This is a genomic window from Mesobacillus subterraneus, assembly GCF_000934845.1.
GTDB classification, from domain to species: domain Bacteria; phylum Bacillota; class Bacilli; order Bacillales; family Cytobacillaceae; genus Mesobacillus; species Mesobacillus stamsii.
Genome location: NZ_JXIQ01000002.1, coordinates 1 through 20,006, shown reverse-complemented (window position 1 = coordinate 20,006; position 20,006 = coordinate 1). Strand labels below are relative to the sequence as shown.

General features: G+C 42.8%; 15 protein-coding genes and 1 riboswitch. Of the genes, 5 read left to right on the top strand and 10 right to left on the bottom strand.

Annotated features, from left to right (window positions below; translation table 11 throughout):
- Positions 1 to 118: 118 nt before the first annotated feature.
- From csaB to murJ, 3 genes are all read left to right on the top strand, one after another.
- A complete protein-coding gene (gene csaB, locus UB32_RS00350) occupies positions 119 to 1,231 on the top strand; it encodes a polysaccharide pyruvyl transferase CsaB (RefSeq protein ID WP_044390259.1) in 1,113 nt (370 codons plus the stop codon).
- 62 nt (positions 1,232 to 1,293) lie between these two features.
- On the top strand, positions 1,294 to 2,469 hold the full coding sequence (locus UB32_RS00345) for a glycosyltransferase family 4 protein (RefSeq protein ID WP_044390257.1): 1,176 nt from the start codon (positions 1,294 to 1,296) through the stop codon (positions 2,467 to 2,469).
- A 144-nt stretch (positions 2,470 to 2,613) separates the two neighbouring features.
- Positions 2,614 to 4,134, top strand: coding sequence for a murein biosynthesis integral membrane protein MurJ (gene murJ, locus UB32_RS00340; protein WP_044390255.1), 1,521 nt, complete (start codon positions 2,614 to 2,616; stop codon positions 4,132 to 4,134).
- Between the two features lie 78 nt (positions 4,135 to 4,212).
- On the opposite strand, the gene UB32_RS00335 is transcribed toward murJ, so the two are convergent.
- From UB32_RS00335 to UB32_RS00305, 7 genes are all read right to left on the bottom strand, one after another.
- Positions 4,213 to 6,204 carry an S-layer homology domain-containing protein gene (locus UB32_RS00335; RefSeq protein ID WP_044390254.1) on the bottom strand — a complete coding sequence of 664 codons (1,992 nt, stop codon included), beginning with the start codon at positions 6,202 to 6,204 and terminating at the stop codon, positions 4,213 to 4,215.
- 199 nt (positions 6,205 to 6,403) lie between these two features.
- Positions 6,404 to 7,408 (bottom strand): C40 family peptidase, encoded by a 1,005-nt coding sequence (locus UB32_RS00330; protein WP_052806886.1) that lies wholly within the window; start codon positions 7,406 to 7,408, stop codon positions 6,404 to 6,406.
- A gap of 468 nt (positions 7,409 to 7,876) precedes the next feature.
- Complete coding sequence (locus UB32_RS00325; RefSeq protein ID WP_044390252.1) at positions 7,877 to 9,811, bottom strand: S8 family peptidase; 1,935 nt, start codon at positions 9,809 to 9,811, stop codon at positions 7,877 to 7,879.
- A 155-nt stretch (positions 9,812 to 9,966) separates the two neighbouring features.
- Positions 9,967 to 11,373, bottom strand: a complete 1,407-nt coding sequence (locus tag UB32_RS00320) for an N-acetylmuramoyl-L-alanine amidase (RefSeq protein WP_044390250.1) — start codon at positions 11,371 to 11,373, stop codon at positions 9,967 to 9,969.
- A gap of 301 nt (positions 11,374 to 11,674) precedes the next feature.
- Entirely contained in the window at positions 11,675 to 13,348 is a 1,674-nt protein-coding gene (locus UB32_RS00315) for a DUF4855 domain-containing protein (RefSeq protein ID WP_044390249.1), read from the bottom strand.
- A 336-nt stretch (positions 13,349 to 13,684) separates the two neighbouring features.
- A complete protein-coding gene (locus UB32_RS00310; RefSeq protein WP_044390247.1) occupies positions 13,685 to 14,059 on the bottom strand; it encodes a hypothetical protein in 375 nt (124 codons plus the stop codon).
- Between the two features lie 147 nt (positions 14,060 to 14,206).
- Entirely contained in the window at positions 14,207 to 14,857 is a 651-nt protein-coding gene (locus tag UB32_RS00305) for a 5-bromo-4-chloroindolyl phosphate hydrolysis family protein (RefSeq protein ID WP_044390246.1), read from the bottom strand.
- Between the two features lie 709 nt (positions 14,858 to 15,566).
- A riboswitch (cyclic di-GMP riboswitch) is annotated at positions 15,567 to 15,651 on the top strand.
- 21 nt (positions 15,652 to 15,672) lie between these two features.
- Here UB32_RS00305 and UB32_RS19930 point away from each other — a divergent pair.
- Entirely contained in the window at positions 15,673 to 15,810 is a 138-nt protein-coding gene (locus tag UB32_RS19930; protein ID WP_157841600.1) for a hypothetical protein, read from the top strand.
- A 52-nt stretch (positions 15,811 to 15,862) separates the two neighbouring features.
- On the opposite strand, the gene glpK is transcribed toward UB32_RS19930, so the two are convergent.
- Positions 15,863 to 17,353: a glycerol kinase GlpK gene (gene glpK / locus UB32_RS00300; RefSeq protein WP_044390245.1), complete on the bottom strand. Its 1,491-nt coding sequence runs from the start codon at positions 17,351 to 17,353 to the stop codon at positions 15,863 to 15,865.
- A 171-nt stretch (positions 17,354 to 17,524) separates the two neighbouring features.
- Complete coding sequence (locus tag UB32_RS00295; RefSeq protein WP_044390244.1) at positions 17,525 to 18,076, bottom strand: competence protein ComK; 552 nt, start codon at positions 18,074 to 18,076, stop codon at positions 17,525 to 17,527.
- A 637-nt stretch (positions 18,077 to 18,713) separates the two neighbouring features.
- Between UB32_RS00295 and UB32_RS00290 the strand changes: the two genes are divergently transcribed.
- On the top strand, positions 18,714 to 19,205 hold the full coding sequence (locus UB32_RS00290) for a sigma-70 family RNA polymerase sigma factor (protein WP_044390242.1): 492 nt from the start codon (positions 18,714 to 18,716) through the stop codon (positions 19,203 to 19,205).
- A 60-nt stretch (positions 19,206 to 19,265) separates the two neighbouring features.
- Here UB32_RS00290 and UB32_RS00285 read toward each other — a convergent pair whose 3' ends face one another.
- Entirely contained in the window at positions 19,266 to 19,532 is a 267-nt protein-coding gene (locus tag UB32_RS00285) for an IDEAL domain-containing protein (protein WP_044390240.1), read from the bottom strand.
- Between the last annotated feature and the right edge of the window lie 474 nt (positions 19,533 to 20,006).

Genomic DNA, 20,006 nt, shown 5'->3' with positions numbered 1-20,006 from the left:
AAAATATTGTTTAGCTTTTGGGTGCTTCGATTTCTGTTCGGCACCTTGTTTTTTTTCAGCATATTACACTTATGTTTTACCATTGCAATACTTTCTATCTTAAGGAGGAGCAGCTTTTTTGAAAATTGTCATTTCAGGATTTTATGGTCTCGGTAATACTGGTGACGAAGCCATACTTGAATCCATTGTCGATAACTTGCGTGAGCATTTGGACCATCCAGAAATTACCGTATTTTCCTTATCACCGGAACAAACCGCGAAGCAACATAATGTAAAGGCCGTTTACCGCGGCTGGCGCCATGATTTTAAAGGAAAAGTCAAGGCTTTGAAGGAAGCTGACCTGCTGATTTCGGGCGGTGGAGGTTTGCTACAGGATACCTATCCTACTCGTTTTCTTTTCGGACCCCTTCCGTATTATTTGTTGATTGTCTTTTTGGCAAAACTTGTCGGAACGAAAGTGATGTTCTTTTCCCAGGGGATTGGCCCGGTAAACTCCACATGGGGAAAGATCCTGATGAAAGTGTTTGCCAATATGGCCGATTTCGTCACGGTTCGAGACCAGTTCTCGAAGGACCTGCTGCATAAATTAGGCGTGAAGCGTCCTGAGACTGTTGTTACTTCAGATATCGTGTTCGCTTTTCATCCGAAAAAGGACACAGCCGCGATGGACAGCCTCCAGCTGGAGCGCAAGGATAACCTTGTTGCCGTATCTGTCCGCCCGTGGTTTGAAAAAATAAAGCAGTTTGAACAGATCGCAGAGATTCTCGATACTTGGATCGAAGCCCGCGATATCACGCCGGTGTTCGTGCCGATGGAAGGCCATCATGACGACACGGCCAGCAAAAATGTGCTCAAGCATATGAAGCATGCAGATAAATGCCATATTCTTGGCACGAATTTCTCTCCAAATCAGTATTTAAATTTCATCGGCGAATGCCAGATCACCATCGGGATGAGATTGCACGCATTGATTTTCTCCACACTGACAGGCGTGCCGCATATTGGGTTAAGCTATGACAAAAAGGTCGAAAGTCTGCTGAAACGCAGTGGCATGTGGGAATTTTCCGCCGTACTGGAAGAAATAAATGTGGAACAGTTATCGAAGAACGGTTTACAGCTTTTAGACAACAGGGAAAAATACAGCAAGATCGTTGAAGGCAATGCCGCGGAAATGCGTGCAGAAGCCGTTCGGAATGTTGATCTGCTTAAAGAGCATTTCGTTGGAAAGTAAGCAGATGGGCAGGATATTTCTAGAACTATTTTTCATCGTCAAAATAACCGAGGAGGGCAAGCATGAAAATTCTTATTGCCACCGCTTATGACTACCCGCACGCTGGCGGGCTATCGACACATGTTGCGACTTTAAAGGCCGGACTGGAGGAGCGCGGACATGAAGTAGATGTCCTTTCGTTCACCGATGTGGCACCTGTTGTCCGCAAAATGTACGCACAGGGGCCAAGTTTTGTGATCAACAAAGTGAGAAAGGGCCGCGGAATCCTTTGGAGCCATTATGCACGTAAGAACTTGCTAAAAGCTCTTATTTTAAAAAATAAAAAAAAGAATTATGATATTATCAATGCCCAGGATCCTTTCACTACACTGGCTGCGCTGGAAACTGGGATACCTGTTGTATCGACGGTCCATGGTTATATGGCTTTTGAGGCTGTCAGCAAAGGCTCAATCGATGAGGGCAGCCCAGAAGCGAGAGAAATGCAGGAAATCGAGATCAAGGCCTACCAGAACACCCGTAAGATCATTACGGTAGACCAGCGTCTTAAACAATATGTGAAGGACATTTCTGGTGTGGACGGGATAGCGATCCGTAACTTTATCGATATCCATAGTTTCAAGCCCGATAAAGATCGGAAAAATACGCTTCGTGATCAATACAGCCTCTCCCATGATGAAAATATATTATTTGTGCCGCGCCGTTTGACGAAAAAGAACGGTGTGATTTATCCGGCGCTTGCGATGCCAGCTGTACTGAAAGAATTTCCAAATACAAGGTTAATCTATGCAGGAAATGGCGAGGCGTTGTCAGAAATCAAGAAAATTGTTGCTGAAAATGGCATCGAAGACAGAGTAGACTTACTTGGAGCCGTGGCACATGACAAGGTGAAAGATTACTATGCACTAGCCGATGTTGCGTTGGTGCCGAGTGTCCACTCTGCGGGTGTGGAGGAAGCGACTTCCATTTCCGCGCTGGAAGCGATGGGCTCCGGTTCGCCGCTCGTTGCCTGTGCAGTTGGCGGATTGAAAGAGATCATTAAGGATAAAGTGGATGGCCTGCTTGTTGAGGAGAAAAATGTTCAGGAGCTTGCGGAGGCGATCATTTTCTTATTGCAGAATCCAAAACAAGGGGAGGACTTTGCCGCAAAAGCTCGTCAGAAGATTGAAGATGAATACTCTCATCTTGCGGCGGCTGAAAAATATGAGGAAATCTATTTGAGTGCTTTAGATCGAAAATAATTTTTTGTGATCATGATAACTGATATGATGTAGTTTGATACACTAGTAAGGCGGGCATTGTTTCGCCTTACTTTTATTTAGGCGTTTTTTAAAATCGATTTGGCTTTTGTTGAAAATTTTTTTATAGAAAGTGACTGAAACGATATGTCAGGAATGAAAAAAACGGCCATTTGGATCACCCTCCTGGCCCTGGTCCTTAAGCTATCAGGTTTTTTGCGGGAAAGCATCATCGCCAGAGAGTTCGGAGCAAGCGAGTACACGGATGGTTATTTGCTCGCTTTTTCTTTCATTACGCTCGTAGTAGCGATGATCTCCGGCGGGTTCAATAATGTCTTCCTCCCTATGTATTTGCAAAAGCGCAAGGAAAGTCCGGATGAGACAGAGCGGAATGCGAACGGCATTTTGAATGGCACTTTTCTCGTATTCATCGGGGTGACCCTTGCTGGCTATTTCCTCGTTCCTTCTATTGTTCCGCTGATTTATGGTAATATGACGGAAACAACAGAAGAAGTCGCGGTTGATATTACTCAATTTTTCTTCCTATTCATGAGCTTAATTGCAGTAAATGGGATTCTTGAGTCTTATTTGCAAGGACGGCGGGTATTTGTCCCGACGCAGGTTTCTAAATTGCTGGCAACCTTAATGGGTGCGGTTTTTGCCCTGTTGTTTTCTGAGCAGTGGGGAATTTATAGCTTGGCATATGGTTTTATTTTCGGTACCTTCCTCGGAACGCTCATTCAGTTCTTTTTTCTTTTTAAGAATGGGTATAAGTGGCAGCCAAATGTTAAAGTAGGAAAAGCGTTTGGCTCGGCTTTCCTTGTTCTGCTCGCACCGGCATTGCTGAATTCGGTTGTCGGGCAGATTAATATGTTTGTGAACAAGTCGTTTGCTTCAGGTACCGAGAGCGCTGCCGTTACCTATCTGAACAATGCTTCCCTGCTGGTGAGCATACCGCAGGCGATTTACGCGACAACCGTTGCCGCGATCATTTTTACCTTATTGTCTGAACAGGTGGATAACCATAAGAAGTTCCAGCGTACGGTGTTTATGGGGATGCAAATTACATTAGTTACGCTGCTGCCTATTGCGGTTGGGCTGCTGCTCGTTGGCAAGGAAGCGATTTCGTTTGTTTTCGAGCGTGGGCGCTTTACCGCAGAGGATACAAATAATACGTATATTGCCCTTGTTTATTATATCCCTTTGATTGTAACTCAGGGCTTGCAGTACATTGTATCCAAATCGATGTACGCCCGCGGCAAGACGGCGATTGTGCTGAGGATCAGTATTACGACGATTGTTTTGAATCTTGTCTTTAACTGGATTTTCGTTGGACCATTTGGATACCCTGGTCTCGCGCTAACCAGCTCACTCGTTTCCGTTTATTATCTGGGCGTATCGACGTTCGTCGTTTATAAAGATTTTGACCAGGAGGAGCGACTAAAGCTAGCCAAGCTGTTCGCAAGGGTCATTCTGCCGACTGTGATTATGGCGGTCCCCATTTATTTGATCAAACAGTTCACAACCATTTCCGAATTGTACTCGCTCATTCAGTTAGCCATTTTAGTGCCGCTAGGAGCAGTGCTATATACAGCAGGAATCTACTTCTTCTACCGAGAAGGCTTCAGACAACTGCTCGGAATACTAAGAAAGAAAAACCCAGCATAATATCGATCATATCTATTCGATTTAACACAGTAAAGCGGTGGGGGCCAGGCCCCCACCGCTTTACTGTGTTAAATTATTTTATTTTACGATTGGTAGGTTTTTGATCAGGTCGGAGCGGATGTAGACTTCTTCTTGCGTTTCTGCGTCTGAAAGGATTTTCAGCCATTCATAGTTGTCTGTGTGCTTGACGGATCCTAGGATTGCTACTGGTGATCCTATGTTTTTATTCGAATAAACGATTGCTGATTCCGTTCCAGGATTGATTCTTGCATTCACTCCTTCGCCTGTTGTTTGTCCGAGTTGATAAGCATGAGTGCCACGGTCTTTCATTCCTAGGAACATGTCGACTCTGTGCATATGGCCAGCAATTTTTTGTCCCCAGAAAGGATCTGATGCGTATTTAACATTGAAACCTCGAGCCTTGTTTCCGATTGCGGCTCCATTTGCATGCGCACCGAGAGGATTGATATAGTTCTTGTTCAAGTACCGGTCTGCTAATGCATCAATAGCTTCATTTGGCGTAGCAAATGTTTCTGCAGCATTTGTGTTACTGTCATATGCTTTGATGCCAAACAGATTGTTACGCTCCTGTGCATATTTGCTCATGCCAAAGTCACTTTCATGCATCGCCATTCCAAGGATGAGTAAAGCGTTGATATTGTGTTTCTCTTCTGCTTCTTTTAGATAGGTTCCGAGACCTTTGATCTTGCTCACTGTTGTTGCATTCTTATATCTTGCAAAAGCTGTCGGGTTTGATGTGAATAATGCTTCTTTTTCAGCAAGGACAAAATCAATATACCGATTTAACTCATCTGCAGTGTAGGCAGTCTCAGTACGTGCTGGCAAATAATTAAAGTACTGATAGGCAGTTCCCACGACGTTTCCGGTCGTATTCATGAACTGGCCACCGTCCCAGCTGTAATAATTTTGACCTTGAACGATGAAACTTGGTGCAAGTCCCATAGTATAAGACACATAGGATTTTTTTATAGGATCAAAGATTGTATGGACCAATTCACCTTTCGCATTAGCAGAATAATAGTTTCTTCCTTCGATCAATTGAAGTGGTACCATGGACACTTCTTCATGCTTGACATAAACTGTTCTTCCCGCAAGAATTACTTTCACATAGTCTTCTGTTGCATCTATATACTTCATTTCCTGACCTGCAGGCAGGTAAGTAACTGATGAAGATAAAGTAGCATCTTTGTATATATATGTCAATGATTGGCCGAGAGGAGGCCTGGACCAAACCAGTCCTGCATTCATTTCTACGATTTGTTCGTTTACTGTTACTACCTGATTATTTCCAGTCGCTTCGGTTTTTGCTGCAGCAAAATTTGAATAATTTTTCGAGCTGTAAACTAGATCACCATTAGACTGGATGGTAGCAACTTTGTAACCAGCCGCTCCTGCATCACCTGGTTCTTCAGGAATTTGCGTTTCTTCGATTTTGTTGAGCATACGATAGATGAATGCAGCTGCTTCCTGCCGAGTTGCTGTTTTTTTGGGTACGAATTTGTATGTACCATCCTCATTGGAAAGACCCTTGATCAAACCGTCCCTGGAGTTTTTTGCGACAGCCATTTTGAATTTGCTATTGATTTCAGATGCGTCGGAAAAGTTTAACACAGCTTCTTCACGAGGAATTTGCATGTAGTTGAAGGCACGGTCAATCATTGCTGCTGCCTGTTCCCTTGAAATCTGGTCATTTGGTTTAAAGATTGTTGGTGTAAATCCCGTGATGATTCCTGCAGCTGCCGCACTGTTAATCCCATAGGCAAGGCCAGATGATAATGGAACATCAGAAAACACAGGTGAACTTTCAGGTAATTTAAGTGCCCTTGCAATAAATGTCGCAAACTGTCCGCGGCTGACATGAAGATTTGGTTTATAGACACCTTCTCCATATCCATAGATCACTTTTTTAGCAATCATTGCACGCATCTCTGTCTCTAAGGTACTGCCAGTAAGATCATCCTGCGCATATGCCTTTGGCTGCTGAAACGACAATAAACTGCTTACTGACAACCCGAAAGTCAAGGCAAGTATGCCAAATTTCTTCCTCATTCTTCTACCCCCAGATGTAGTTTCTCTTTTTACTGACAAATTTCTCTCTTATTCTACCAATTTTTTTACAATTAAGATAGACTATTTTTAAAGAATGAAAAAAATGATCAGAAACTACTGTTTATTTAAGTTCCTCTATTTATATATCGGTCCTATTGCTTATTTATTTTAATAGAAAAAGCCAGGAAAATATTCCCGGCTATCTTGCATTGATAGAATTATAGATAGATGCTGCGAATGTTGCACGAGTTGCTTTCAGTGACGAGCCGTACGCACTGCCGCTAAAAATTTTCGTTGTATCAATTTTGTGCATTGTTAAAATTGCATCATATGCCCAATAGCCAGGCGCAACATCCGAATAGGGAGCGCTTGCTGCTTGGATTCCATGGTCCGTTAGCTTAAATGCTTTTTGAACGATTTTTGCCATCTCTGCCTTTGTCAAATTATTGTTCGGACGGAAAGTTCCATCTGAAAACCCGCTAATGACTCCAGCTTCCTTGATTGCAGCAATATCAGCTGCAAATTGATAGTTAGCTGATACATCCTTAAATCCGTTAAGGGATGCAGGCTTCAGTTTTAGCACACGATTGATAATTGCTGCTGCTTGTCCTCTTGTAACCGGCTGTTCAGGTGCGAATGTCGTATTATTTATACCTTTAATGACGTTTTGATTGCTTAATGTACGTACGGCTTCATATGCAAGATGATCCTGCGGTACATCCTGGTACTCGCCTGGCTGAAGGTTTACTTCTTGCAAAACCCTTTTTGCGCCATAAAATTTCGGTCCCCAATAAGAGCTGTTTAGTGAGTCAATTTTTATTCCCTTGCTTGTCGTGGCACTTAAGAACTTATTGTCGCCTATGTAGATTCCGGAATGGGTAATACCCGCTTTATCATATGTTTTTTCAAAGAATACTAGATCGCCTGGCTGGAGGTTTGATTTGGATACTGCTTTCCCGACGTTATATTGATCAGCTGAAACCCTTGGCATATCAACGCCGATTTGGTCGTAAACATATCCTATGTATCCGGAACAATCGAAGCCGTTTGGCGTTGTTCCACCGTAACGATAAGGAACTCCTAAGTATTGGTGTGCGATATCTACCACTTTGTCTATCTGTGTTGTTGCTGCCTTGGCTGTTTGGAATGGGATTATCGATAGTATGAGCGCTGCCAAAATTAGCTTGGTTACGAGTTTCTTCATCCTTACACCTCTGCCTGGTTGATTTTTTTGGAAAATAAGATCGGTTTTTGCCTCATTGAGGTTATTTTACCAGAATTCCCAGGTTAGAAATTTTACGTTTATATTACAATTTTCGCAAAATCGATTTATCGTTTTGTAGAAAGGGTAAGAATACTACGGTCTGATAGTAAAAAATTCAAGAACTTTGAGATAGATTTAGTCGGCAATTGGGTGTTACCAACTTTTACCCCTCGACAAAGTTCGACATTTTTTGCTATAACTAATGTACGTTAAGATTTTGGTTGGTGCTCTATCTTAGGCTGCCAATCAGCCATTTTTGTTGACACCGATCTGGTAAATCGGTGTTTTTTTTCGAACGCGAATCTTACATTCCTGAAAGACAAACAAAGGCGCCCATAAGTTGAGCGCCTTTGTTTGTTTAGGTAGACTTTATCACGTTAACGCACTGGGGGTCAGACCCCCAGTGCTTTACTTTAGTGCAGCATTGTTGGCTTTGGATAGGAAGACGGAGTAGGTGGATCTTTGCATTTTTGCGTTTGGTTTGAAGGTTCCGTCTGTGTATCCTGATGCGATTTTGGCTGCTTCTAGGTTGTAGATTTGCTGGTACCCTGCTATTTCTGCTGTTACGTCGCTGAAACTGCCTGTTGGTGCGTTAGGCAGTTTGTATGCTTTTGACAGCATGATTGCCATTTCGGCTCGTGTTACATATTCATTAGGTAGGAAGGTTTTATTTGCCCGGCCGCTGATAATGCCTTGTTCGTAAGCTGATTGTACATATCCGGATGCGAAACTACTGCTCGGTACATCGGTGAACCTTGTCGTTCTTTGTGTGCCATTCAGCCCGATTGCCCTGCCAAGCATGGCAATCGCTTCAGCCCGGGTGACATTAATAGCGGGGTGCACCTGGTCAAAGGCGTCCCCCTTGACTATATTCTTAGAATATAAGTACATGATGTTCCGGCTGTACCATACTGAATTATCAAGGTCCGGAATTACCGGACTGGCAAGCGATACAATTGTTTCATTCGCTTGATCCTTGAGCATGCTTCCATTGAGCCAAGGATAAATTGTATATTTAATGGAACCACTTTTTCCATAATCCTCAAACGAAGGCAAGTTTGCTTTATCGGCAATTAACCTCCCATCTCTATAGATGGAATAGGCTTGATACTTCTCCAATAAAGTCTGCATATTAAGCTTAAGGGATCCTTTTACACCAGTGGCAAAAGTGAGGGGTTCCTGCGTTTCGTTTATAGGAGCCATGTCAGTCTGGACAAGTCCGAATCCATATAAAGGGTCTCTTCCAGCCAATCCTAAATCCTTAGCGTTTTTTTGCAGCAGCGAGCGAATTTGATCATTTGTATAGCTTGGGTACTTTTCTTTATAGAGTGCTGCCATGCCGGCAACGAACGGAGTTGCCATCGACGTGCCGCTCCTAGTTGCGTAACCTGAACTCACCAGACTAGTTGGGAAAGTAGAGTATATCCCCTCTCCTGGAGCCGCAAGCTCGATTTCCTGTCCCGTTGCAGATGTTAATGCTCTGCGATTATCTGAATTGGTAGATGCAACTGCGATAACACTTGGGAATTTCGCAGGATATTCTACACTATCTCCACTTCCTGAAAAACTCCCCTCATTGCCCGCTGCAGCGATGACCATGATTCCATTTGCATTGGCCTCATCAACCATCGCCTTGATTCCCGTGTCAGGATATGGCGTGGTTAAACTCATATTGATAATATCCACACCCTTCCGAATGGCCCAGTCAACGCCGGCCATAATCGTTGACGTTGTTCCTTCTCCGTTGCCATCAAGTGCTTTTACTGCAAAAAGCTCTGCATTGGGAGCGACACCGACTATGCCGATCTCATTATTTTTTGCGGCAATGATTCCCGCTACATGCGTTCCATGACCATTTTCATCTAGGTAGGATTTACTGCAAGCATTTGGACTAACTGAGTCATCCAGTGTACAGGTTCCATCTTTAACAGTCAGATCCGGATGGTTAGGGTCAATGCCAGTATCGATAATCGCCACTTTTACCCCCGCCCCAGTTAAAGTAGTAGGTACTTTTGCCGGAATATTAATATTCACGTGCGCCCAAGGGGTAATTTGCGCTTTTGCTTCATACTTTTTCTCTTTTTGGAAGCCGGAGATTTTTCCAAGAGAAACCAGCCCCTCGAGCGTTTCTTGTTCCGTTACTACCGTAGCAGCTTTTATAGAAGCATATGACTGGATAATTTCCCCGCCATTTTCCTCAATTGCCTTAAGTGCGGAATTCTCCTCGTAAAATACGATAAAGCGTTCCGGCTCTGCTATTGGATCCACGTTAGATGCAGAGGATGGGACAGCCGCCGAAGCGATTAATATGAAAATCATCAGTGATGCAATCCAGTTTTTCATGCTATTTCCTCGTTTCTCAAAAAAGTCCTTTCACTTGAAAAACACAAGCACCGTGTCCAGCCATGGCAAGCGTTTGAGTTAGACACTAATCGAAGTATACTATGATTATACTAGAAAAGGAGCCTATTAAAAGACTCCTTTTCTATTATTAAAAACTAATTTACATTATTATATAAATACGATACGTTATAGCCTTTTTCATTGTAATAATCAAGAATACCGAGATATATAGCTTCGGCTGCTTCCTGACGCCACCAAGCTGATGCAAGCTTCTCATTATCTTCCTTATTATCAATGAATCCTAATTCTACTAGGACTGCTGGCATTGAATTTTCACGGAGAACATGAAAATCACCGTGGTCAATTCCTCGATCATATAGCTTCCATGCTGCCAATAGGCGATTCTGGATGGCTGCTGCCAGTTTTTTGCTGTCAGATTGGTAAGGATTCGTTGCGGATGTACCATAGTAATAAACCTCTGTTCCGTTCGCAGACCCATTAAAGGCATTCGCATGAATACTGACAAACGTATCACCACCGACACTCTTCGCCAAGCTGACGCGTTGAGAAAGTGATAAGTAAACATCCGCTTCCCGCGTTAACTTATAGGAAAAAGGAGTTTTATCCAAAAGAGCTTTTACTTTTAGTGCTGTATCCAGAACGACTGCTTTTTCTTGAATTCCATAACCCGACGCTCCAGGATCCTTTCCTCCATGACCAGGGTCAATGATGATCATCTGTTCACTTAATGGGGTGGAAGCAGGTAATGGTTTATTCATGAAGGAAGGGTACGTGCCAGTAAGGTAAGCACCATGCACAAGTCCTTCCACTCCAGCTGAACGGATAAATACCCAATCTCCTACCCTGTACGCGGCTTCTACCTTTGTCGCAATTGGCAGCTCATGAACAATAGGAAATTTGGTCGATGGGCCTGAACGTACATTCAGCGAATCCGCCATGATTTGCAGATCTCCACCAAACTCAGCTGAAGCATTGATTCGATACTTGTAATTGATCGCTCTCGCTAAAAAAACGGAAAAGTCCGCTCTTTTTATTTCTAGATAATATCCAAAATCTCCTGTTGAAATTCCCTGGGCAATTCCCTTTTCCAGAAGTGCATTTGCGGCTGAAATGGACTCAGTTCCTCCATATCCAAACGCTCTGTTTATGAGGATAGCCATTTCGCCGCGCTTTACTGGTTGCTCAGGTTTGAAGGTCCCATCTGAGTATCCTGAAATAATACCTTTTTCAACCGCCGACTGTATGTAACCTGAAGCAAAACTTCCTGAATCAACGTCTTTAAACATCGTTGCTCTTTTTGTGCCATTCAAATTCATGGCCCGTCCCAACATGGTAGCTGCTTCAGCACGGGTAACTGAACTATTAGGATCAAAATACCCCCCTGTTCCAAAGACTATGTTTCCGCCGGCAAGGTAACTGATCTCTTGATAAGACCGATGCGAACTATCAACATCTAAAAAAGTTACAGCCGCTTCAGAGCTATTCGCTGTAAATGGCAGAATCAAAAAAGCTAGTAAAATACTTATGACAAATTGCTTCATTCGTCTGCTCCTTTCGTCTTTTTTTTACATTTTACCACATGGAAAACGTTCCTGAATCATCCAATTTAGCTACAAAAAGGCGAAACATGTTATCAAAAACCAGGATAAAAAGAGCTAATTACTGATTTATCAACGTTTTCAGAAGATATAAATGGTATAAATTACATGTTTCATATTAGTTGAAATTGGGTAAATTTTAATTTTTGTTCATTTAGAAGAAAATAATTCAAGATCATTACCATCTTTTTAACTAGTGAATTTACCTATTTATGGGCCGATTTCACTAGCGACAATATTTTTATTAATATGCCAGACTACCAAGTAATTGGTAGGCTTGGTTATAGGATGGAAGATTCCAGTATTTGATCATCCGGTCTACCATGCCTACTCCTTGATAGAAAATGAGGCTTTGACCTGAAAGTTCATATCGATGGGCCATGTCGATGTACTGCTTAAAGTTCTCCAGTCCTGCTTCTATTTGAAGAGGTCCGTATTGATCGATTTCAAGGTTGATCCCACTTCCGTATATCTGCGCTTGCAGAAAGGCTCTGTGAAGCCGTGCTTCAGTATCCTTAATTTTCAGCCTGAACGTATTAGGCTGTAGATAGGCTCCATCAAAACCGTAATTTTTCCAGTGTTCGAAATTTGAAGATGTCGCATGTGGCGAGTAAATGAATGCTCTGTTTCGATTATGAATGGTATCGGAAATCTTTGTGATCATTTTCTCGTCTTCACGATGGCCCATCGTTTCACTGAACCAGTAATAGCCCTTAAAATGAAGATTTTCATAAGCTGCGACATCCCAAAGTATTTCTGTCTGTTCGATATACCATGAAACGATCTTCTCGCGTTCCGTCATAGAATTTGTATGTTTATTGCCCTCAAGATCCATAAATGTTCCCTCCATTTTCGGATAAGGGATAGCAATATAAACATTAACCGTTTTCCCCAAACCTTTCGCTGCTTCATTCAGGTTATTAAGTCCTCCTGCTTCATCAAAGGTTTGATTGAGATACCACAACCAATCCGAATAATTAGCGTTGTTTTTAACATGCACCCCAAACTCCCCTTCAGGATAGCTCCTTCCAAGAAAAATAAAGCTATCGAATAATGTGCCCGAGCTTCCATTAGGTGTTATATAAGGTCTAAAGAATTCTGGTGAAAACGTGATATAGTTTTCTGCACCATTATATATGAGCACACCGTTGTGAATCCCTGTTTGATTCAAATCACCTGTTTTTTCAGAAAAGGTGACCATTGAATTGCTTACTGGATGAACGGTCGCCTTTGGATAGGTCATAGCTAGGCTGATCGCTTCCTCTGAATCTCTTACTTTATGCAGAGTAATCCCATCCTGCTTAACACTGTACTCCAAAGGTTTGCTATAAATACGCGCAAGAAAAATCGAAAACTGCAGCCTGTTTACCGGCATGTCTGGCCTGAACGTGCCATCGCTGTACCCGGTGGTCACATCATTTGCGGAGATTGCATCTATGTATGAGTAATATGGGAATGTTGGTGGCACGTCGGTGAAAGTCGACTGCCCTGTTCCTTCGTACCCGAAACCAACAGTTAGAACTCTTGCCATATCTTTTCTGGTTAAATTCTCGTTCGGCCTAAATTTACCGTCATCCAATGCGAACATCCCTTTTTCCAGACTTGCCATAACCTCCTGATATCCCCTTGTTGAAACGAACATGTCCGCAGGCACCGTTGCCGTTTCCCCTTGTGCCGCTAGATTCATTGCCCGCCCGATCATGACGGCTGCGTCAAGTCTAGTAATCGTTCTATTCGGTAAAAACTTTCCTGAAGCTCCTCTTATTACGTCCTTTTCCGTAAGAAACTTAATTTCGTGATACGCCCAGTAATTCCTGTTCATATCAGAGAATTCTATTTCCGTTGCGGCTGCGTGTGATGCACTTAAATTGCTGATGGCAATTAACCCGCCAATAAGTAATACTGCTAGTCTTTTCATAGTGGATACCTTTCTTTTTTACGCTATTTTAAATCCGATCATATTACTATCGACAGATGCTGTAAATTTTTAACACTCTTAAAGGTATATTTTAGTATAAGTTCCCATTTTTACAGACGATTTGAACTAGGAAAAGTTTCCTTAGAAGGAAAGATAATTCTCAAATACGTTGGATGGCGAAGCTGGCAAGGAGGAAAATGGATGGTATTTTTCGTTCGGATGGTAAAAAGCAAAAAAAGACAGCCCACGTTTTATGGACTGCCGGTTTAACAATGATAGATAGATACTGCATGAGTTTGTTGAACAACCACCGTATATTTCTACTCATTGATATGCTTATGTTCTTTTTGTGTCGATGATGTATTTTGCTTCCATCTTGCAAGCGTAATCCAACTCTTTTCCAAGCTTTTCCTCGAGCTTTTCGATTTCTTCCATTTGTTGCCGAGTAGGCTCTTCATTAAAGATTTTTTCAATTGTTTCATTGATTTTTACCGCAAGATCTTCATGGAAACCAGGATCAGCTTTTACTTCCTCGCTGAGCTGACTGTACCATGATGATGAATGGACGATGTATTCACGCCATTCCGTAATAAAATTATCAAGATTATACTTATTTTCATCCCAACCTATTCTGCTCATATATTGCTCAAATGACATAGAAATAGACCTGGAAATACTAATTTTCATTCCCGGAGCAAGATTTTTCAACATCCTATTTAAGGAACCCCCTAAACAAATACTATACTCAAAAGTAACATAACAACCATATCACAATCCAACACAAAAATACAAATCAGTGGGGGTCAGACCCCCACTACGGTAAAGCTTTAAAGCGCCGGGGGTCAGACCCCAGTGGGATTATTTCAACCTCCTGGTTTCGTCAGGAATTTCATTTCGGTTTTTGATGGAGTGCTTTGCTACGTCGATTTCAAAGTGGAGATCGTCAAGGTCGTCTTCGAGCATCGTATTCAAGTCTTTCTCCACGATTTTAGTAAGCTCCTTTAATGTATCTTGGGTATCATATAAGGAGTGCTCCAGCTCGCGGTTTTTGCCTGGCTGGGACGAAAGAAAGGCGTACTTTTCGCTAAGCTCCATGATTGAATCGAGATGGGAAAAATAAAATTGCTCTGCCGTGAAAAATCTTCTTGGCTCTCGAGTAGTTAGCCTCTGAATGTTTTTTAAAAGCCGCAAAAGCTCCATTCTTTGTTTCAACGAACGGATATGGCGGATGGTAAAGAGCGATTTTTGGATCTTTTTCATTTTTTCATTTGCTTCTTTCAAATTTCTCTGTATATATTTGTATTCCTTCTTGGTCAGTCTGTTTTTTTCACGGACGTTTCTTTCCAGATAGTATCCAACGCCAAAGAACATGACGCCAGCGCCAATCACCCCGTAAAGCGAGGACATCCAAAAAGTCTGGTTAAAACCAGCAAAGGTCAGCAGCCAGATGAACGCGGAAAAAGGAATTGCCGAACCAACTTGCATGAATCGTAAAAGGAATTTATTCATTCGTATCGACTCCTGTATTTAATCTTCCTATTTATACGAATAGGAGGCAGAAATGTTTCATTTCGAAAAGTTTTCTCCTTCTACCATACTGCAAATTCGACTATTTTTCTACAGACTTGGTCTGTAAAGTGATCTAGGTCCTGGGACTGAGTCAAAATTTCAAATGGGTACTTGTATCATTCTTGAAAATAATTCCACGCTTACGAATAGAAATAGAACTCCGTTAAATTTTCCCTTATTTCTGCACCTTTAGTCTCGATTCGACAAAAATTCCTAGACATATATGGAGAATAATCTGGTAATTTGTAGAAACTTTTGTTGTTTTATTTTTCAGAAAAAGCGGTATATATGGATTAAGACAGTTAACAGAGGAGTGGTTGAAATGAAAGTAAAAGCAGGCAGTTGGAGTATGTTACGGCCGGAGGAAAAATTATTGTTGCTTACTGTCATCAGCAATCAATCCAAAAAGAAGCGCAATAGTGACCAGTGAGAATGGATCCTGGTTTTGGATTAACCCCCGAGTTTATTTTGGAACAAACGGAAGGAGAACTTTGCCTCTTTTCTTACGTTTGTTCCTTATAGATTGTCTAAAAAACTTGCATCCACGTATCGCTCCTTGTTTTCCAATGGAATTCCTACCTTACCATTCCCCTCCATCCGACAATTTGTGACAAAATACCTATTGCTTATTTTTCCTGAATTGAGATAGTTATTAGTGGGGCAAAATCATCGAAAGATGGTGACGCAAAGCTATAGGGACTTCTTCCGATATGGAATGTCAGCCAGCTACCATCAATCTCAAAGGGTGAAAATTGATGTCAAACTATTATTGGCTTACGCCAGAAGAAAAGCAACGGAAAAAAGCAAAGCAGAAAAAACTAGTATATGCAGGATTATTTTTAGCAACCATCATCCTCAGTGCAGCGGTAACGGTGCTGGTAAATCAAATGTAGGCTCTTAGAACTGATTGAAAAAGCATGCCATCAGCATGCTTTTTCAAATCGATCATTTAAACGCCATCGCTGCTTGAACGGCTTTTTTCCAGCGGCTGTAGAGTTGTTGGCGCGTTGCTTCTGTCATCTGTGGTTCAAACCGCGTATCAACGGCCCATTGGGAGGCTATTTCTTGCTGGCTGTCCCAATACCCGACTGCGAGACCTGCTAAATAGGCTGCTCCGAGGGCTGTGGTTTCGTTGACTACCGGCCGTTCGACGGGAACATCAAGGATGTCGCTTTGGAATTTCATCAGGAAGTTGTTCTTCACGGCACCGCCATCGACGCGCAGCGTTTTCAGCTCGATGCGGGAGTCTGCTTCCATCGCCGCCAGGACATCCTTCGTCTGATAGGCAAGCGATTCCAGGGTTGCCCGGACGAAATGTTCCTTCGTCGTTCCGCGGGTCAAGCCGAATACTGCTCCTCTGACGTCGCTGTCCCAATAAGGAGTTCCGAGTCCTACAAAGGCCGGAACGACATAAACTCCTTCCGTCGATTCGACCTTTTCGGCATACGCCTCGCTATCGCTGGCGCTTTTCAGCATTCTCAAGCCATCCCGCAGCCATTGAAGTGCCGATCCGGCAACAAAAATACTGCCTTCGAGCGCATATTCCACCTTTCCATTCAAGCCCCAGGCAATCGTCGTCAACAAGCCGTGTTCCGATTTTACCGCCTTTTCCCCGGTATTCATCAGCATGAAACAGCCGGTGCCATACGTGTTTTTTCCCATGCCTTCCTCAAAGCAAGCCTGCCCGAACAGCGCTGCCTGCTGGTCACCTGCCGCCCCGGCGATCGGGATTTCCTGCCCGAAGAAATGATAAGGCACCGTTTTTGCATACACTTCAGAGGACGGCCGAACTTCTGGCAGCATCGACGCTGGAACGCCGAGGATGTCGAGGAGCTCTTCGTCCCATTTGAGCTCATGGATATTGAACATCATTGTCCGCGAGGCGTTGCTGTAATCTGTCACGTGGGCCCGGCCGCCGGATAGCTTATAGATCAGCCAAGTATCGATCGTGCCGAACAGAAGCTTCCCTGCTTCCGCCTTCTCCTTCGCGCCCTCCACATGGTCTAGAATCCATTTCACTTTTGTCCCGGAAAAATAAGCGTCAATCAGCAAGCCAGTTTTGTCCCGAAAAAGCTCGTTATGACCGGCGGCCTTCAACTGCTCGCATATTTGGCTTGTCTGCCTCGATTGCCAAACGATCGCATGGTAGACAGGCATTCCCGTTTCTTTATCCCAGACAACGGTCGTTTCCCGCTGATTGGTGATTCCGATTCCCGCTATTTGTTCTGGTTTTACATTCGATTCCGAAAGAACGCTCGCAATAACCGCGAGGATCGAACCCCAGATTTCATTCGCATTATGCTCGACCCAACCAGGCTTGGGAAAAAGCTGGGTAAATTCTTTTTGCGCAACGTGGACGATTTCCCCTTTTTTATTAAAAAGAATGGCCCTCGAGCTCGTCGTCCCCTGGTCCAATGATAAGATAAACGTTTCCATCCCCTATTCCTCCCCCATTAATGAAAAGAGGAGAATCGCTACAGAAACAGCCCCAATGAAAGGATTTGTCTGTGTGATTCTCCCCGACTCCATCACGTTAATTAACTTATTTGCAGTATACCGCAACTAGAAATCGCTTTCAATATTTTTGCTGGAAATGGATCCTCTGGATTATTTCCTGATTTCGTATCTGTTTCTTCCTTCTCCTTCACAAATCATCAGACCCTTTTTCGGCTCGACACAGAAATTCAGCTGTCCTTGGGAATTTTTCAGCATTTCCTCCCGCAAGTCATTTGCCCTCTGCTTCCGATCTTGGAAGGTGGACTGCTTCATATTGACGATAAACGTATGATGATAGCTTAAATACACTTCTGTTTTGCGGATTCCAAGTGATCTCGTTTTTTGCACATGTTGAAGCGAAAACCAGACGCAAAAGTCATGATTGTATGACTTCGTCGGAAACAGCCAAATTCCAAGCTGGCAATTGACTTTAATCGGGCACATATGGACATCGCCAAGTATTTCTCTCGCGCTTTTTCGGCCAGCATGAAAATTGGACCCGAGGCCAAGCATCGTTTTGTCGATCACTTCAATCGGTTTTTTATCGACGAGAAAGGTGTGCTCGCCCTCAATTACCCTTGTACATAATTTTCCGTTCTCATTATATTCTCCAGTCAGCAACACTGTTTGCTGATTCATTTTATACTCCTTTAATAGGCTCATTGGTTAGCCCTCCTTGTTTTAAATTTTTCAACAAAAAGGTATACTAACAGAGTTGGCATACCCAACACCCGTCCTCAGGATCGTCCGCACGACTATGTCCTGAGGATTTTTACCGTTTAAAAATCACATAAAAACCTCCTGTCCTTTTAACAGGGTTACGCAGGTTTATGTCTTGGTGTCGGATTGAACCCCTCTAGGTATTATTATATTAATCTTGGCAATTAAATGTAAATCTGTAATTTTCATTGCCTTCCAATCTAGTACTAATGAAATATTGCCAATTTTTCATTTTATTAGTATAATAAAAAGTTCTTCAGGTCTGTATTTGGGCCTGTTTTTTTCGTTTTTTGGCAGTGGAGCGTCCTTATTTGCCTACTTACTCCTATCGCCGTGTGAAAAATAAGGCAAGAAAAAACTTTTCGACACGCACGGTAAAAATTTCACATTTCTGCCCTATTTTGAACGAAACGGACGTTTGTTGCTTGAAAATTGAGTTTTCGAGCGGTTTTTTGCGTTTTTTTGCGTTTTTGCCAGCCAAAACTCATTTTTCACTATTGGTGTATATGCGATATCCCGCAGTATGGTAAAGCTACCCGGGAATACAATCGAACGCGCGCGGTCCCGAAAGGATTGCAAAATGGAAGGCTTTGAACACCTAGCAAAGCAATATGAACCGATGATTCATAAAATTATCTCGTCGCTGAACATCTATAAAAATAAGCAAGACTATTTTCACATTGGACTGGTCGGCCTTTGGGAGGCTGCCGAAGCATTTAAGCCGGAAAAAGGCGAATTCACCAATTACGCCTATTCGTACGTAAAAGGCCAAATCCTGAATGAAATGAACCGCACCAACCGGTTTGCCGAAAGGAGCATCTATCAGAAAGAGGAATATTGGGAAACCGTCGAAGATACCCACCCAGATCAACCGTTAGAACTCGAATTCCTGCTCAGCTATTGCCAAGGTCTCACGGAAAAAGAAACAAAGTGGGTCGTGTACACTTGCATTGATTTCCTGTCGATTCGAGAAATCGCCGAGACGGAGAAAGTCTCCCTATCCGCGGTAAAGCAATGGAGAAGCGGCGCAAAAAGGAAGCTTAAAGAACAGGTATTGACGATTCTGGATTAATGGTGCAATCAAAAAGCCTGAAACCTCCTTTGCTTGGGTTTCAGGCTTTTTAATATCTCCCTATAATACGTCCTTCCAGTTGTCCGAAGTCAATTCCAGGAATCTTTTTTTATCCTTGTTCTTCAATGCGAAATCAATTTCCTCCACCCTTTTCCGCTCTAAAAACTCATTCTGAACCTTTTCAATAATCTTGTTTGCACCGTTCGTATACCTCGTTTTTTTACGTGTCAAAATCAATTCCGTATTATCCCGAGCATGAATCGAATCCATGGACAGGTTGACATCTTCATTTTGTTTATACGAATGAGAGTTCTTGTCATTATTCATGATTATCCCTGCCTTTTATCGTATTGTATTAGTTCCTATTTACCCCATTCCGCTGAAAAATAACTCATTATGCTGATTCTTTCCAAACAACCGCCGGAATCATGGGATGCATTTTGAAACTTTAACAAGGGATCGTGGGTGAGTTGGCAGGATAGGGGGTGGAGACCGGGAAGTTGACAAGAATTCTGCGTTTTTTTGACAGGTTTTAGGGGAATGGCCGGAAGTTGACAAGAATCCGGTGTTATTTTGACATCTTTGCAGGTGGAAAGCCGAAAGTTGTCAAGAATCTGACGTTATTTTGACAGCTTTGAGGGTGGAAAGCCCAAAGTTGTCAAGAAAACACCTTTTTTTTGACAGGTTTGCAGGTGATTGGCCGAAAGTTGTCAAGAACCTGACGTTATTTTGACAGCTTTGAGGGTGGAAAGCCCAAAGTTGTCAAGAAAACATCTTTATTTTGACAGGTTTGCAGGTGAT

What these genes read in the sequence shown, in the direction of transcription:
- UB32_RS00345 (WP_044390257.1), top strand. Translation starts at nt 1,294, where the DNA reads ATGAAAATTCTTATTGCCACCGCTTATGACTACCCGCACGCTGGCGGG.
- murJ (WP_044390255.1), top strand. Translation starts at nt 2,614, where the DNA reads ATGTCAGGAATGAAAAAAACGGCCATTTGGATCACCCTCCTGGCCCTG.
- UB32_RS00335 (WP_044390254.1), bottom strand. Translation starts at nt 6,204, where the DNA reads ATGAGGAAGAAATTTGGCATACTTGCCTTGACTTTCGGGTTGTCAGTA.
- UB32_RS00330 (WP_052806886.1), bottom strand. Translation starts at nt 7,408, where the DNA reads ATGAAGAAACTCGTAACCAAGCTAATTTTGGCAGCGCTCATACTATCG.
- UB32_RS00325 (WP_044390252.1), bottom strand. Translation starts at nt 9,811, where the DNA reads ATGAAAAACTGGATTGCATCACTGATGATTTTCATATTAATCGCTTCG.
- UB32_RS00320 (WP_044390250.1), bottom strand. Translation starts at nt 11,373, where the DNA reads ATGAAGCAATTTGTCATAAGTATTTTACTAGCTTTTTTGATTCTGCCA.
- UB32_RS00315 (WP_044390249.1), bottom strand. Translation starts at nt 13,348, where the DNA reads ATGAAAAGACTAGCAGTATTACTTATTGGCGGGTTAATTGCCATCAGC.
- UB32_RS00310 (WP_044390247.1), bottom strand. Translation starts at nt 14,059, where the DNA reads ATGTTGAAAAATCTTGCTCCGGGAATGAAAATTAGTATTTCCAGGTCT.
- UB32_RS00305 (WP_044390246.1), bottom strand. Translation starts at nt 14,857, where the DNA reads ATGAATAAATTCCTTTTACGATTCATGCAAGTTGGTTCGGCAATTCCT.
- UB32_RS19930 (WP_157841600.1), top strand. Translation starts at nt 15,673, where the DNA reads ATGTCAAACTATTATTGGCTTACGCCAGAAGAAAAGCAACGGAAAAAA.
- glpK (WP_044390245.1), bottom strand. Translation starts at nt 17,353, where the DNA reads ATGGAAACGTTTATCTTATCATTGGACCAGGGGACGACGAGCTCGAGG.
- UB32_RS00295 (WP_044390244.1), bottom strand. Translation starts at nt 18,076, where the DNA reads ATGAGCCTATTAAAGGAGTATAAAATGAATCAGCAAACAGTGTTGCTG.
- UB32_RS00290 (WP_044390242.1), top strand. Translation starts at nt 18,714, where the DNA reads ATGGAAGGCTTTGAACACCTAGCAAAGCAATATGAACCGATGATTCAT.
- UB32_RS00285 (WP_044390240.1), bottom strand. Translation starts at nt 19,532, where the DNA reads ATGAATAATGACAAGAACTCTCATTCGTATAAACAAAATGAAGATGTC.